This window comes from Synechococcus sp. BDU 130192 (genome assembly GCF_963876085.1).
Lineage (GTDB): Bacteria > Cyanobacteriota > Cyanobacteriia > Cyanobacteriales > MRBY01 > MRBY01.
The window spans coordinates 1-15,698 of the sequence record NZ_CAWNNO010000021.1; the positions used below are offsets into that span (position 1 = coordinate 1).

The following is a 15,698-nucleotide window of genomic DNA, read 5'->3' on the forward strand; positions in this document are numbered from 1 at the left end:
AGTTACATCTAGGCGCAAAAGTTGTTTTTCGTAGCCGTAAAGGTGCCAAGGCGTTAACCCGTGGTCAAGTATTTCGGATCGTCAAACAGGCAGCTTCACGGGCGGGCATTGAGGGCAACGTTAGTCCTCACTGGTTACGGCATAGTCACGCGAGTCACCACCTCGATCACCACCACTGAGCGATACTTACACGCCAACCCCAAGGACAGTTCAGGTCTGTACCTCCGGATTTGAAAAAGTCCTTAACGAAAAATGCTTTTTGTAATTTAAGCTTATTGCGAAAATCCTAAATATTTTGTCCTAATCAAAAAAACCTCCGGAGGTGCGTAAGGTGTGGGGAAATTTTCCCTATATAACTAGAAGGCTATAGGCATTCGCAGTTTGTCTTTCTGTGGCTTTGTAGTGGCTAATCGATGACGATATGTCCTTTGTTTGATGATTATTTGTTATTCCTTTGATGGTTTTCTCAATAAGTCGGGAAATTTTAGGGGTTTTTATAAGTCACTCGTTCTAAATTTCGTATGGGTTTTAGCAGAGCGCCATCAATCCACCAGCAGACTGTCAGCAGTAAAGCATCAGTCTTCTGTTTAGTACAAGATTATTATCTAAGATCTAATTCGATTATTTTCCGTAACCGCAGGTTTCTGTTCAAATGTTCCGCTAGCCTTGATAGCCCTGGGCGTTTTCCACCATTGCCAACGGACGAGGCGATCGCCCGTGTCGATAATCTTGGGTTCAGCCCAACAAAGAATCTTGAGGGAATAGCTACCTTTATCGAGATTTAGCGAAATGAAGCCTCACCTATAACTTTTCTCAGTAGAACATTTCAGGCTATAGTACTTAAATTAATAATTTACTTAAACCTTTAAGTAATACTTAAATGATTACGGCACTGATTAACCAGAAAGGTGGCGTGGGTAAATCTTCAACGGCTGTACATTTCGCCTATTGGCTTCAACAGCAAAAGAATAAAGTTTTACTCATCGATAGTGATGCTCAGGGTAGCTCCTCGATGTGGGTTAAGGCTCTCGGTATTGAGGCGATCGCCGAAACAGATCCCAATGAATTAGCCGAAAAAATCCCAGACTGGATCGAGGGATTTGATCAGGTGGTCATCGATGGCGCGGGTGGACTAACGGAAACCACGCGGGTGATTCTCTATTTTTCCAATGTTGCGCTGATACCCTGCCAACCGACCGCGCTTGATCTTGTTTCCTCAGGATCGGCGGTGAAGCTCGTTAAACAAGCCCAAAGGTTTAGATCTGACTTGGTAGGCGCAACTTTCATTAACCGCGCTGTCCCTAGAACAAAACTCATGGGTGAAGCTCAAACCGCATTGAGTGGTATTGAGGGGATAAGCCACTTAAAAACCATCGTCTATCAACGGCAATGTATCGCGGATGCCTTTGGGCAGGATCAGACTGTTTTTGATATGGGCGCGGCAGGTGAGAAGTCGGCTAATGAATATCGTCAATTATTTAAGGAGGTAACAGCATTATGAGCAAACAACGGAAGGCACTAGATCAGATCCTTGAGACTTTTGAGGAAGAGACTCCCAAAACCGAACAATCTACGGCGGTAGATACCAACCCATTGGCGGCGCAACTGGCTAAACCAGCGAAGAAAAAAGGAAAAATCCGGTTTACCCTAGACTTGGAAAAGCCCCTAGATGATCGCCTCACGAAAAACGCAAAAAAGCTAAACCGGACTAAGGCGGATCTGGTACGGATTGCGGTAGAACGACTCCTTGAGGAATTAGAGCAGTAAAGCTTTAAGTAACAAGTTAAGCAAAGCAATACTTTAAGTATTAAGTAACTTTAGTTAGTGGCGATCGCCCTTCACTTCCCTAATTGGGGCGGCTATAGTAAAACATTGAGATAGAGAAGGATTGACACGAGATGATCACGGGTGAACTGAAATCGAAGGTGGATAAGCTCTGGGATACATTCTGGAGTAATGGCATTAGTAACCCGTTGTCGGTGATCGAGCAGATCTCTTATTTGCTGTTTATCAAGCGCCTGGATGATCTGGAGTTGGTGAAGGAAAAGCAGGCGAAACGGCTTGGGGGCACGGTCGAAAAGCCGACGTTTTCACCGGAACAGCAGGATTGTCGGTGGTCAAATTTTAAGAATCAGAATGCGGCGGACATGCTCGAAATTGTTCGGGATAAGGCTTTTCCGATGATAAAAAATCTGGGGACTGCGGGGGGAGCCTATGCGGTTCACATGAAGGATGCGACGTTTATGATCGCCAGTGCTTCTCTGTTGTCTACGGTGGTAGAGCAGATCGATCAGATTCCCATGGAGGATCGGGATACGAAGGGGGATCTGTATGAGTATATGCTCTCGAAACTCAGCACGGCTGGCACAAATGGGCAGTTTAGAACGCCGCGCCACATTATCAAGATGATGGTGGAGTTGATGGAGCCGAATGCCCATGAGATTGTTTGTGATCCGGCTTGTGGGACGGGTGGTTTCCTTGTGGCGGTGGCGGAATATCTGCGGGAGCTAAAGGATAGTGAAGGGAATTTGGTGCTGAATGCGGCGGGTAATCGGGCGCATTTTAATTCTGGGATGTTCCACGGGTTTGATTTTGACCCGACGATGTTGCGGATCGGTTCGATGAATATGATGCTCCACGGCATCGAAGACCCGAAGATTGAGGCGCGGGATTCTTTATCGCAGGATCATGGGGCAGTGGAGGAGCAGTTTACGCTAATTCTGGCTAATCCGCCGTTTAAGGGTTCGCTGGATAGTGACAGTATTGCCAATGATTTGGCGCAGGTGGTGAAGACGAAAAAGACGGAGCTGTTATTTTTGGCGTTGTTTTTGCGGCTCCTGAAGAAAGGCGGACGGGCGGCGGTGATTGTGCCGGATGGGGTGCTGTTTGGGTCGTCGAAGGCCCATAAGGATATCCGTAAAATTCTGGTGGAGAATCATAAGTTGGATGGGATTGTTTCGATGGCGTCGGGGGTATTTAAGCCCTATGCGGGGGTTTCGACGGCGATCATGATCTTTACGAAGACGGGCGCGGGGGGCACTGATGCGGTGTGGTTTTACGATATGGAGGCGGATGGTTTATCGCTGGATGATAAACGCGCCCCTGTGGAGCAAAATGATATTCCTGACATTATCACCCGCTGGAAAGGTCGGGATATAGCCAAGGATAGCGATCGTAAGGCTAAGGCGTTTTTTGTGCCGAAAGAGGAGATTGCTGAAAACAATTATGATCTCTCGATTAATCGGTATAAGGAGATTGAGTATGAAGAAGTGGAGTATGACCCGCCATTGGAGATTTTAGGGAAGCTAAAAGGTTTAGAGGATGAGATTCGGGCTGATCTCAATGAGCTACAGGAGATGTTGCAATGAGTGTTTTGATCGCTAGTAAGGATGATATTTTTGAGCAACTACGGGCGCACTGGGAAACGTTAGAAGGCTATGGGGTAAGGCAATGCGGGTTGTTTGGTTCGTTTCGGCGAGGGGAGGCAACGGCCAAGAGTGATATTGATCTGTTGGTCGTGCTGGAGCCTGAGTTGAAAACCTTTATGAATTTTATGGATCTTTGTTTTTTTCTTGAGGATCTTTTTGGGCGAAAGGTTGATGTTTTAACTCCTGAGTCGTTGAGTCCTTATCTAAAGGAAAATATTTTAGGTGAGGTGGAATATGTCTCGTTCGGTTAGGGCTTATTTATTGCATATTCGTGATGAGGCTGATGTTTTAATTCGGTTTTCTCAAGGGGTCGATAAAGACACTTTTTTGAGGGATGAAATGCTAACACGCTCTTTTGTGCGGTGTCTTGAGATTATTGGGGAGGCGACAAAAAATTTACCGGACTCTTTACGAGCGAAATATCCGGCTGTGCCTTGGCGACAGATGGCGGGAATGCGGGATAAGTTAATTCATGAGTATTTTGGGGTGAATTATGATCTGGTTTGGGATGTGGTGATCAATGAAATTCCTGTTCTATATAAACAAGTTTACGTCATTCTTGAGGAGGTAGAGGATTGATAATTTTAGGGAAGTTAAAGGGTTTAGAGGATGAGATTCGGGCTGATCTCAATGAGCTACAGGAGATGTTGCAATGAATTTAAAAACTAACTGGGAGCTAGTACCTCTTGAAGAACTTGCAATAAAAGAAAAAGGTTCTATACGTCGAGGCCCCTTCGGTGGTGCTTTAAAGAAAGAAAATTTCGTTAAAGAAGGTTATCTAGTTTATGAGCAACAACACGCTATTGGAAATGACTTTTCTCTTGGAAGATATTTCATTGACGAATTGAAATATAAAGAAATGGAAGGATTTAATGTTCTTCCTGATGACTTGATTATTAGCTGTGCTAGAACAATTGGAAGAATAGCAATTGCTCCTCACAATGCGAGAGCTGGAATCATTAATCAAGCTCTAATGAGGATTAGACCAGATCAACATAAAGTTTTACCCATTTACTTAAAAAGATATCTTGAATCTCCAATTGCCAAAAGAGATATATTTAGCAAATCATCTGGTTCTGCATTAAAAAATTTAGCTGCTATTAGTGAAATTAAAAAGTCAAAAATTCCACTTCCTCCGATCGCCGAACAGAGACGAATAGCGGCAATCCTCGACAAGGCGGACGAAATCAGACGCAAGCGATCGCAGGCAATACAGCTTACTGAAGATTTGGGGCGATCGCTCTTCCTCAATATGTTTGGCGATCCTGTCATCAACCCAAAAGGCTGGGAAATTCACAAAATTGAGGATGTTTCTGAAAGAGTCACAGATGGAACCCACCATACTCCAATAAGATCTGAGTCTGGAATTAAGTTACTGTCTGCTCGAAATATTCAAAATGGTTTCATAGATATCGACACAGGAATCGACTTTATTCCAATAAATGAATATGAAAGATTGAAAAAAAGGTATGACCCCAAACCTCAGGATTTACTCATTTCATGTTCTGGTTCTGTAGGTCGTGTTTCTCTAGTCAGGGATTTTGAAAATTCAAAATTTAGTATGGTCAGAAGTGTCGCTTCAGTAAGACCAGATACTACGCAAATCAACCCCGAATATCTTGAGTCATTTTTTCATTCTGAGTTTATGCAAAGAGCCATAAAGAAAGGATCAAAAAAATCGAGTCAAGCTAATTTATTTCAGGGAGCAATAAAAGAATTACCAGTTTTATTACCACCTTTACAATTACAAAAGACATGGGAAAGGAGGAAAAAAGACATTGCTAATATCAGAAGAAAAAATTATCAATATCTGGAGGAATCAGAAAATTTCTTTAACTCTCTACTGCAAAGAGCCTTTCGCGGTGAGTTGTGATGAAGAGTGATACCTTTCACAACATCCTACGACTCATCAATAACAAGGAAGTCAAGATCTCAGCCCATGGCTATGATGAACTTGCGAACGATAACATTTTCGTAAAAGACATCATCGGCAGCATCAACCAAGCCGAACTCATCGAAGACTATCCCGACTACCCAAAAGGAGCCTGTGTCCTACTCCTCCAACGGAACGCACAAAACCAACCCATTCATGCCGTTTGGGGCATTCCAAAAAACGAAGAATCACCCGCCGTTTTAATCACAGCCTACTGTCCAACCCTAGACCGCTGGGAGCCTGATTACAAAACCCGAAAACCATGAACACCAAAACCCAAACTAAAATCATCCGCCAAGGCGATTACCTCGCAGAAGTTCAAATCACCCTGACTTACACCGATCACGATTGGTCACCATACCTAAGCCTCGAAGAAGCCGAAAAACTAGATAATCTACGCCTTGCACTGCAAAATAAAGACCTACAGGTTGCCTCAAAACTCGCCAAAATCTACCACCTCACGCCCGTAGAACTGAGCGCATAGAAGGGAAGACCCATGAGCCAAACCATAAAAATTCACTTTGACCCCGAAGCTGACTTTCTTGAAGTCATCTTTTCTGATAAGGCGGGTTACATGACAGAAACCGACAACAAAAACATCATGGAGCGAGTCGATCAAGAGGGAAATGTAATTGGCTTCTCAGTAATGAACGTCTGTCAACTGTCCCAACAACAACCTCTCATCGCCCAAAAAGAAGCCGCTTAACTTCCTACCGAAAAAAAGGCGATCTTAGGAGAACTGTAACCATGATTGAAATCGAAACCCTTAAAACCGATATTCTCAAACTGTCCCCTGAAGCCCAGAAAATGGTGGCTGAATTTGTGGAGTTCCTCAAAGCAAAATCCCAAACTAATCAAACCCCACCCAATCCTTTAAACTTCGATAATCAAGGCTTTGTTGGTATGTGGAGCGACAGACCCGAAACCGAAGACAGTAGCCAATGGGTGAGAAACCTCCGGCAAAATCATTAGATCTACTCAGCGAACGAAATTAGTTAACAGATATAGGCGATCGCCATGAGTTCAAACTTTGACTTTTTAAAAGCAGATTTTCCGAAGTTATACGATCATGCCACCCATGCCGAAAGCCTAGTTTATAGTGCGCCCCGTGCCAGTTGTTTCTATAGCCGCTACACCCTAGAACAAAGCGTCCTGTGGCTCTACCAAAACGACCAATATTTACAACTGCCCTACGACAATAGCCTAGGAGCACTGATCCACGAACAAAGCTTTAAAGACAACCTTTCCCCCGGCATTTTCCCGAAAATTCGCCAGATCCAAAAAATTGGGAATATCGCCGTCCACCAACAAAAGGCGATCGCCGAAAGAGATTCCCTCTACCTCATCGAAGAACTCTTTCATGTGCTCTATTGGGTCTGTCGATACTACTCCCCCAACGGCAAGAACCTAGGCGAAATTCCCTTTAACCCAAACTTGATTAGCCAACCCCCAGAACCCGGCAAAGCAGAAAAACCCCCCGAAGAACTCCAGCAACTCGAAGCCCAGCTCTCCCAATTTGAGGAACTGAACCGCATTGCTGAAGAACGCAGACAACAGACCGAAGCCCAACTACAAACCGCCCTCGCCGAACTCACAGCACTCAAACAACAAAATAAAGCTGTTGCTGACCGCCACGACTACAACGAAAATCAGACCCGCGATCGCCTGATTGACCCCAGACTAATCGAAATGGGCTGGGATCTCAGCGATTCAAACTGTCGCGAATATCCAGTCGAGGGAATGCCCACCTCAGTCAACAAAACAGGCAAAGGCAAAATCGATTATGTCCTCTGGGATGACAACGGTTTACCCCTCGCGATCATCGAAGCCAAGCGCACCACCAAAGACCCAAAAATCGGACAACAACAAGCAAAACTATATGCCGACTGCCTAGAACAAAAATTTAACCAACGCCCGATCATTTTCTACAGTAACGGCTATCACACCTACATCTGGGATGACCAGAACTATCCCCCCCGCGAAATTCATGGGTTTCTCCGCAAAGACGAATTACAGCGACTCGTCTGGCGACGCACCAACGATAAACCCCTAAACACTATCGAGATAGATACGAACATCGCAGGATTTGAGCGACCCTACCAAACCGAAGCCATCCGACGCATAACCGAAACCTTTACAAACAAAAACCGTAAAGCCCTCCTCGTCATGGCAACCGGAACCGGAAAAACCCGCACGGCGATCGCCCTGGTGGACGTCTTGATACGAGCCAATTGGGTTAAACGAGTGCTATTCCTCGCCGATAGAAACAGCCTCGTCAGACAAGCCAAACGCGCCTTTAACAAACATCTCCCCAACGCTACCGTGATCAACTTCGTCGAGGAGAAAGACGTACAGGGCGCAAACGTGGTGGTTTCCACTTATCCCACTGTGATGAATCAAATTAACCAATTTGAAGCCACTGGCAGAAAATTCGGCTCCGGTTACTTTGACCTCGTAATTATCGACGAAGCCCACCGCAGCGTTTACAAAAAATATCGCTACATCTTCGAGTATTTCGATGCTTTGCTTGTCGGTCTCACCGCCACCCCCCGCGACGAAGTAAACCGCGACACCTATGAAATTTTTGGTCTAGAGCAAGGGACACCAACCTACGCCTATGAACTGGAAGACGCGATCGCCGATGGGTTTCTTGTCCCACCTCAGGGCATCAATATAACCCTCAAATTTCCAAGCCGTGGCATCAAATACAGTGACCTTTCCCCAGACGAACAGATCGAATATGAAGAAAAATTTACCGACCCAGAAACAGCCGACATCATAGAGGAAATCAGCGGCACAGAGATTAATAAATGGCTCTTTAATGCCAACACCATCGACCAAGCCCTCGAAATATTAATGGAGTTTGGCTTAAAAGTAGATGGCGGCGATCGCCTTGGTAAAACCATCATCTTCGCTCGCAACCATAACCACGCCGAAAAAATCCTCGAACGCTTCGATCTCAACTATCCCCACTACAAAGGGCAGTTCGCCAAACTAATCGATAGCCATGACCCCTACGCCCAAAGCCTCCTCGATGAATTTTCAAAAAAAGAGAGTGACGTGGCGATCGCCGTTTCCGTGGACATGCTCGATACGGGCGTAGACGTTCCCGAAGTGGTGAATTTAGTCTTCTTTAAACCCGTCTATTCCCGCGTCAAATTTAACCAGATGATTGGACGTGGAACCCGTCTTTGTCCCGATCTCTTTGCCATTGGGGAAGACAAAACTGAATTCCTAATTTTTGATCTGTGCCGTAATTTTGAATACTTCGAGCAACAGGTCAAAGAAACAGACCCAAGACCCGCCGACAGTTTAGCCGCCAAACTCTTTAAAACTCGCCTCGCCCTCTTTCAAAACATCGAAGACGGAGAACTCAAACAAGAATTAGGCGATCACCTCCAGGAATATGTCGTCAGCATGGAACCCGAAAACTTCATAGTGCGCCGCCATTTACAGGATGTCGAAACCTTCAGTAAACGCGAAAACTGGCAGAATCTCACCCCCCAACAACAACGCACCCTAGAGGAGGCGATCGCCCCATTACCCAACGGCTTACCGAAAGAAAAACCAGAAACTCGCCGCTTCGATCTGCTATGCCTCCATCTCCAACTCAGCATCCTCAAACAAACCCCGAACTTCGTCACCCTACGCGATAAGATCCGCGACCTTCTCAGTAACCTCGAAACCAAAACCAATATCCCCATGGTGAAAGCCCAACTTCCTCTCATTGAGGAGGCGATCACCGAAAGCTGGTGGGAAGACATCACCCTGGCAATGCTGGAGAATTTGCGCAAAAAACTGCGGGATCTAATGCAGTTTATTGACCCCAAAGAGAGCAATATTATCCACACCAATTTTCAGGACGAACTGATCGACATTAGCGAGGCAGATGTGCCCACCATCCAAACCGGATTTAGCCGCCAACAGTACCGCAAAAAAGTTGAAGCCTACATCAGAGCCAACCAAGACCATGTAGCGATCGCCAAACTCCGCCGTAATCTTCCCATCACCGAAACCGATCTTAATGCCCTCGAAACTATGCTCTTCACCACCGATGGACTAGAGAGTAAAGAAAAATTCACCGAAGCCTACGAAGAAAAAGCCATTAACCTTAAACAATTCATTCGCAGTATCGTCGGACTCGACCGTGCCGCCGCCAAAGCTGCCTTTAGTCGATACCTCGAAAACACTCAATTCACCGCCAACCAAATTCGCTTCGTTGAACAAATCATTGATCTCCTCACCCAACAGGGCACGGTGGAGCCGCGCTTACTCTATGAGCCACCGTTTACCGAGTTACATCATGAAGGACTAGACGGACTCTTTGGAGATGATGATGCCGATAATATTGTGTCCATCATTCGATCCTTCAACACTTCTCTAGAGATACGATCCAACCCCGCTTAAGCAACAAAATACTTAAAGGTTTAAGTAAAGTATTACTTTAAGGATTGAGTAAATTAAATGGAGAGAATCGCCACCATAGAGCAGGCACTACGCCCATAGCCTCAATCCCAGATTTTACGAAACGAACCCATGGAACCCTAGGTTTTTCGTTGGGATTGCAGTTCCGACAATTGGGCGATCGCCTCCTTTAACTGTTTAGCGATGTGGGACTCATACCGCGAAATGAGAGCCAACTGCTCAGGGATAAGGTTAACTGTCGCTAACCGCCGCTCTTCAGTTTCCCGTTCATACCGTTCCTTTTCCCGTTGAATCTCAGTCTCAATATCCGCTATCTGTTGGAGCCGACCTTGGAAAGAATCCAATAACTCCACAAACTGATCACGCTGATACTCCCAACCAAACTTAGACCGAGGACAGTCATGGGAGCCTAGGAGGTAAAACCAGATTTTTCCGTAGGGGTGATTTTGCCCGTTTAGCTCCAGTATCCAACGGTTAAAGCGGGTTTTATCCTGAAGCTGATCATGATCAATTGGGTACTCCTCTCGCAGATTTTTTAAGGAAAACTGAAGACCTCCAGACCAATCCTCCCAAATATCACACCAATACTTAGATCGCCGCTCAGTAGGGAAACTGTCGATCTGGTATCGCTTCAAAAAATAAGTCAATATCTCGCGCTCTCTCTGAAGGTTATCCGGGTGGAACTCAGACTTATCGCCAAAGTCAAAACTGTTGGCTTTTTTAGTCGGATATTTTTCGTCTGTATAGGGCTTGGGTACAGGGGATAACAAAGCTTTATTACCCGCCGCCGCCTCTGCCGCCCAGACTCGGTGCTGTCGTTGGATACACATGGCGATGGTCTGGACGTAATGCCACTCTAAAGGCCCCTCAGGTTGATATTGATCAACTAGCCCCTGAACTAACCCTTGAAAGGTTTCTAGGTCTTCACTAGCAAGGATCGGTGGCTTCTGTGCGAGTAACCCGTGCTTTGTGGCATTCCCAGAAGCGATCGCCTTACCTCGTTCCGTGATTGGCCCTTTGGATTTTGCCCCATTCCGTCGGCTCGTTTCTGCATCACATCCCATAAGTTGCTCCCAACTTTTTGTCATTGACTAATTGTATTTTTTAATATTCACAAGACGATTAGGCGATCGCCGCTGTTTTGAGGAGCGCGGCTAGGTATTTTTGCCGTTCCGGTGGTGGTGCCGTCCTCAAAAATTGGGTCATTTCCTCCCAACCCCCGAAGGAAAACAACTCAATCAGCAGTGAAGCGGCAACAATTGGATTGCTCGCCATATTGGTGGGTTCGGTTTTATCGGTTTCCCTATAGTCTCTATATAGGTTTTCCGATAAAAATTGTTTGAGCTTCAACCAGTTGCCCCATATAGCTTTCAGGTGTTCTGACAAGGTACTTTGACTAATGCCAAGGGCTTGGGCGATCGCCTGTTGGGTGAGTTTGGTTCCTGCGTCATTGAGAGCCGTGGCAATCCCTAAAATGTTGGTCTCTAGTTTTTCCTTCGTGGTGCCGGCATCGTGGCAAAATTCCACAGCATCGCGGGACATAACTTTGATTCCATACCGCTCAGTGAGGAAACTTAAATCCAATTTGTCAAAGGTGGCCACCATATCAACCGTGATATTTAGATCGGGGTAACGTTGGGCGCGGGGCCGTCCGATCCACTGCGTAACCTCATCTCTAACCAATTCTTGATAGTAGGTTTCCCAACCATCGAGGCCACCGGTGAGGGCGTGATATTCCGCCTGTACTGCGCCAATGTGGAGGAAAGGTAAACCAAAACTGACGAGAGACTGTTGGCCTTTGAACTGGTTTGAGCCTCGGTGGTGATTGTGCCAGTAGCCCGCGATATCATCCTCACCTTTGAAGCCTAGGAACTGAACCGCCGGATCTGTTTCCTGCCATTGGGCCTTGTAAGCGGCGATCCGTTTTTTCGCAGACTCAGAACGCTGACGGGTTTTAATCCCCGTCATATTGGTTTGGTAAACCGTGAGGTTATCGAGTGCCGGTAATTCCTGCTGAATCTCGATGATGTTGTTTTGGTTAATCCCCAACCCATGGGCGATCGCCATCATGTTGGGCGTGGCATCGAGCAGCAGTCTAAAACCGGCGGCCTTGATGATTTCCTGCTTACGGGTATCGGGTTGGGTGATCGTAAACTCACCATGGTTAAAGCTGACGTGAGTATGGTGATCGCCCAACCACAGCTCAACCAGGGGCAACAAAACATTATTGGGAACGCTGTCTAATCGTTGCTCATTGGCCTCTAGTGCCTCGGTTCTAAATTGACGGTTAGCGGTACGGGTAGCTTGTTTGTATTCCTTACCCGCGCCACTAACTCGATCCGCCTTCTCAAGGTTGATGATCGGCATAAGCGCAGCAGCCACCATGGGAATGACTCCCTCAGTATTGGCCGGTACCGGTGGTAAAGTCTCGATAATTTGCGCGTGTGTGACCCCGTAGCGATCGCTTTGGATGGTTCCATCATCAAGACCCCGTAGCGCGTCTCTGAGGGGCAGCAACGCGGCGTAAACGTCCTTATCGTGCCTTTCTACCTGATCAAGGTTATAAAGCAGATCTTTGAACCCGCCGGTAAATTGTTTAAGGTTGGCACGGGCTTGGGTGGTTGCCTCCTCGACAATCAGATATGTGGAGCTGTAGTCTTCATCTTCACTGGTGCTTGGTAATGACTGGATATCAGCTCTAATTTGTTGGGCCGCCATTGCCAACCCGCGCTCATACTTATGCCCAAACCCTACGCCGCGCTTAGTGTGACAGAAAGGCAAAAATGAACAGGCCTCACAAATTGGGTTATCGCCGGCCAACAGATCGCCATAGCCTTTGTCAGCGAGTTGAGAGAATAGGTGAGCGGAGTCACAATTGCTTGGTACCTCAGCTTTACCCTTACCATGACGGCTCAGTTTCCCGAATTCATCGCGCCATAGTCCCTTATGCCGTGGCCATAGGTTCTGATAGTTTTTCTCGACATTCTCAACCGAGGGTGAGTTGTGATTTGGGTCGAGGTAGATCCCGCGCTCATTTTCAAAATAAAGCGTACCGGCCCGGTGGGTTTTGCCCTCACCCATAAAGGATGAATCCAAGACGGTATCCCAACCGGCGGCCCGTAGCTTGGAAATTAGTTCCTGTGGGTTGGCACCGCGAGCGTAAACAATTTTGGGGATAGGCCGGCCTGCATAATCCCCACGGGTAGGCACTGGATCGCCATTGTTCCAGCGAAAAACATTGGGCGGTTCTACCGGTGGGAGTTGGCCAACAGCAAACCCCTTGTGCGCTTTTTTACCGAGGCCCGCCGCTTCACCGGTAATTTTCTGGATAAATTCAGATACCCGCGCCTTGGCAAAACTTAGGCCATCAATGAGGCGATCGCCTTTGCGTTTCCGCTTGGGTTGGTGCCGGCGCTCAGGGAACTTAAATCCGTAGTCCTTGGCAATGTGGAATAGTGAGCCAACAGTGACGCCGCCATTAGAATTTAATTTGCTCCATTGGCGCTCTAGGTTGCGGCTACCAGGATATTTTGAGCCTCGACTAGACCAACCATCGAAGAGCCAAAACAGACTTGGATCATGACTATGGAGCGCCAACATTACCGTTAGCCATTCGTCATAACCGCAGTCAGGATTGACGTGATCTAGCGCCTGTTGAATGAGGCTTAATTGCTCCTCGCCATTGACTTCAAATTGTTCCTGATACCGCCGCCGCTCCTCAATGGCCTTTTGTTTCTCAAGCTTCTCAGCCTCAAGGCGATCGCGGGCCTCCTCAATGAATGCAGCCGGCAAAACTTTGGTATTGTCACACAGCATCACCTCGGTTTTGTCATAACCGAAAAACATCCGTGAGGCGTCTTTACAGGCACGGTCAGCATAACTAACCCGCTCCATAAGCAACGCTACCGCCGCCTCATAAAGCGCCGTGTCAGTTACCGCCTCAGGCAACACAAAAATGACTCGGTAGCGATCGCAGGCCGGCTTATCACCTTTTTGTTGTTGGTGAGAAGAACTGGTATAAATTGCCGCCGCGTAGTCCTTAACAAAAGGAAATTTTAGGCAGTCCTCAATGCTCAGGCCATCGTCAATGTCGAGGGCGATCGCCTGAGCTGAGACAATGTTGCTTTTTTGTCGGCGAGTATTGGTATCAGCCAAGGTGCCACACATGATTGGCCTGCCACTGCCAACCCAAGCAACCAGATCGCCAATATTGCCGCGCTTAATTTCCCAATGCTTAGTTAGTGCCTCAAAACCGCCGATCGCCTGTTTGTTGTGAGCATTTGCGTTAATCCCAAACTCAAACAACACAAGCATTTGAGGCGCTTCTTTTACTTCGGTATAAGTGCTAGAATTAGTATCCTCCCCTAGACATTTCTTAGAGTCACTGCCACCACTTGTAAGAATTTTGTTAGCAAAAGTGTGTTTTTTTGTAGCACTGTAGGTTAAGCTATCCATGTCAAAGCGCCCTCCTTCCTGAGGGAATGCGCGGCTCGCCTTTGGAGGCGTCCGTGAATAAAAAAGAAGCAAAAAAGCTAGTTAGTTGGTTTCTCAGGCCTTGGTTAACTAGCTTTTTTGGTGTCTGTGGGTTGGTAGCCGTGTTGTTGGAGGAGGAGCTGTAGAGCTTCACGCAATAATGCAGACTTGGCCATACCGCCGCGTTCTGCACGGAGCTGCTCAAATGCTCGCCACTCACCACGGGTAATGGCAGTAGTAACAAGTTGATTAAGTCCTTTACGTTCTAATGGCATTGTTTATGGGTACAGCGGTTCTACAACGCTGTAGAGCTGACACATATTATCACAACAAAATCTGAGTCGCCACAACATAAAACGACTGTTGAGATAGATCCTGAGCCTATGTCTTATTAAGTCCATTTACTGAAAGGGAGTCACGGTGGGATAGGCTGCGTTTTAGGTGGCATTCACGATCGTCGTACAAAAAATCCAATATAGACTCAGTTATTGTGAACAAAGCAATCTTCCCACCTATTGATAGTCCTATCTGATATCACTACTTGCTGTATCGCAATCTTGTATAGCTTGTATTGCACTGTAGTGTTGCAAGGCCTAGTATGTAGGCAATTTGAACACAACATAATTCTTACTTATGTCATATTAAGCTTAAAAATAAACAACCGCCGCCTGAGGTGAGAGTTAGGCAACGATTTTTTGCAATATTATTGAGATATAACCATGTTAGCGACTATTCAGGCAAAACAAACCGCGCCTATTGCCATTGCCGAAACGACTGAGCAAATGATCGGTTTGTGGCTACATGGTAAGAGCAAAAATACTATTAATGCTTACCGCCGCGATATTTACGAATTCCTGACATTTGCCGGCGGCGTTGAGTTAGGGCGCGTCACTTTAAACCACCTTCACAATTACGAAACAGCATTGGGAGAGTTGGGGCGATCGCCTAATACCATTGCTCGCAAATTAGCCGCCGTTAAAAGTCTGTTGACCTTTGCCCATAGGATTGGCGTGGTTGGCTATAATGCTGGCGCATTGGTTCAAACCAAACCGGACAAGGACAAATTATCAGAACGTATCCTGAGTCATGGCGAGGTGTTAGATATGATCTACTCCACCGAAAACCAACGCGATCGCCTTCTCCTCAAAATGCTTTATGCCACCGGCGCTAGAGTTAGCGAACTATGCCGGTTAACTTGGGACGATATCAAGTCCAATGGTGACGGCACGACGCGGGTAACGCTGTTTGGCAAAGGTGATAAAACGCGCGTTTTATTAATCGATAGTGGTCTGTACGCAGAACTAAAAAAACTTAATGTCGCGGGAAAGTTACATCTAGGCGCAAAAGTTGTTTTTCGTAGCCGTAAAGGTGCCAAGGCGTTAACCCGTGGTCAAGTATTTCGGATCGTCAAACAGGCAGCTTCACGGGCGGGCATTGAG

At 46.6% G+C, this 15,698-nt stretch carries 16 protein-coding genes; 13 read left to right on the forward strand and 3 right to left on the reverse strand.

What is annotated here, in order from left to right; translation table 11 throughout:
* The 12 genes from AACT35_RS15815 to AACT35_RS06755 all read left to right on the forward strand — a co-directional run.
* The coding region (locus AACT35_RS15815) for a tyrosine-type recombinase/integrase (RefSeq protein WP_216820538.1) at positions 1–179 on the forward strand (179 nt) is incomplete at its 5' end.
* Between the two features lie 701 nt (positions 180–880).
* Positions 881–1,501, forward strand: a complete 621-nt coding sequence (locus tag AACT35_RS06705) for an AAA family ATPase (protein ID WP_099239295.1) — start codon at positions 881–883, stop codon at positions 1,499–1,501.
* Positions 1,498–1,767, forward strand: coding sequence for a ribbon-helix-helix protein, CopG family (locus tag AACT35_RS06710; RefSeq protein ID WP_099239297.1), 270 nt, complete (start codon positions 1,498–1,500; stop codon positions 1,765–1,767). Before AACT35_RS06705 ends, AACT35_RS06710 begins: the two co-directional genes overlap by 4 nt.
* A 131-nt stretch (positions 1,768–1,898) precedes the next feature.
* Positions 1,899–3,368: a type I restriction-modification system subunit M gene (locus tag AACT35_RS06715; protein ID WP_099239299.1), complete on the forward strand. Its 1,470-nt coding sequence runs from the start codon at positions 1,899–1,901 to the stop codon at positions 3,366–3,368.
* Complete coding sequence (locus AACT35_RS06720; RefSeq protein ID WP_099239301.1) at positions 3,365–3,679, forward strand: nucleotidyltransferase family protein; 315 nt, start codon at positions 3,365–3,367, stop codon at positions 3,677–3,679. Before AACT35_RS06715 ends, AACT35_RS06720 begins: the two co-directional genes overlap by 4 nt.
* Positions 3,663–4,007, forward strand: a complete 345-nt coding sequence (locus AACT35_RS06725) for a HepT-like ribonuclease domain-containing protein (RefSeq protein WP_099239303.1) — start codon at positions 3,663–3,665, stop codon at positions 4,005–4,007. The genes AACT35_RS06720 and AACT35_RS06725 overlap by 17 nt, the downstream gene beginning before the upstream one ends.
* Before the next feature lie 73 nt (positions 4,008–4,080).
* A complete protein-coding gene (locus AACT35_RS06730) occupies positions 4,081–5,301 on the forward strand; it encodes a restriction endonuclease subunit S (protein WP_099239305.1) in 1,221 nt (406 codons plus the stop codon).
* Positions 5,301–5,627, forward strand: a complete 327-nt coding sequence (locus AACT35_RS06735) for a DUF4258 domain-containing protein (RefSeq protein WP_099239308.1) — start codon at positions 5,301–5,303, stop codon at positions 5,625–5,627. The genes AACT35_RS06730 and AACT35_RS06735 overlap by 1 nt, the downstream gene beginning before the upstream one ends.
* Entirely contained in the window at positions 5,624–5,845 is a 222-nt protein-coding gene (locus tag AACT35_RS06740) for a hypothetical protein (RefSeq protein WP_099239310.1), read from the forward strand. Before AACT35_RS06735 ends, AACT35_RS06740 begins: the two co-directional genes overlap by 4 nt.
* A 12-nt stretch (positions 5,846–5,857) precedes the next feature.
* Complete coding sequence (locus AACT35_RS06745) at positions 5,858–6,067, forward strand: DUF2283 domain-containing protein (RefSeq protein ID WP_099239312.1); 210 nt, start codon at positions 5,858–5,860, stop codon at positions 6,065–6,067.
* 41 nt (positions 6,068–6,108) lie between these two features.
* Complete coding sequence (locus AACT35_RS06750) at positions 6,109–6,333, forward strand: hypothetical protein (protein ID WP_099239314.1); 225 nt, start codon at positions 6,109–6,111, stop codon at positions 6,331–6,333.
* 45 nt (positions 6,334–6,378) lie between these two features.
* Positions 6,379–9,768, forward strand: a complete 3,390-nt coding sequence (locus AACT35_RS06755) for a DEAD/DEAH box helicase family protein (RefSeq protein WP_099239316.1) — start codon at positions 6,379–6,381, stop codon at positions 9,766–9,768.
* A 137-nt stretch (positions 9,769–9,905) separates the two neighbouring features.
* Here the strand turns inward: AACT35_RS06755 and AACT35_RS06760 are convergent, their stop codons facing one another.
* The 3 genes from AACT35_RS06760 to AACT35_RS06770 form a co-directional block, all read right to left on the reverse strand.
* Complete coding sequence (locus tag AACT35_RS06760; RefSeq protein WP_099239318.1) at positions 9,906–10,874, reverse strand: hypothetical protein; 969 nt, start codon at positions 10,872–10,874, stop codon at positions 9,906–9,908.
* 34 nt (positions 10,875–10,908) lie between these two features.
* On the reverse strand, positions 10,909–14,241 hold the full coding sequence (locus tag AACT35_RS06765; RefSeq protein ID WP_099239320.1) for a PriCT-2 domain-containing protein: 3,333 nt from the start codon (positions 14,239–14,241) through the stop codon (positions 10,909–10,911).
* A 104-nt stretch (positions 14,242–14,345) separates the two neighbouring features.
* Entirely contained in the window at positions 14,346–14,534 is a 189-nt protein-coding gene (locus tag AACT35_RS06770) for a hypothetical protein (protein ID WP_099239322.1), read from the reverse strand.
* A 444-nt stretch (positions 14,535–14,978) separates the two neighbouring features.
* On the opposite strand from AACT35_RS06770, the gene AACT35_RS06775 reads away from it, so the two are divergent.
* A partial coding sequence (locus AACT35_RS06775; RefSeq protein WP_099239324.1) for a tyrosine-type recombinase/integrase occupies positions 14,979–15,698 on the forward strand: 720 nt, incomplete at its 3' end.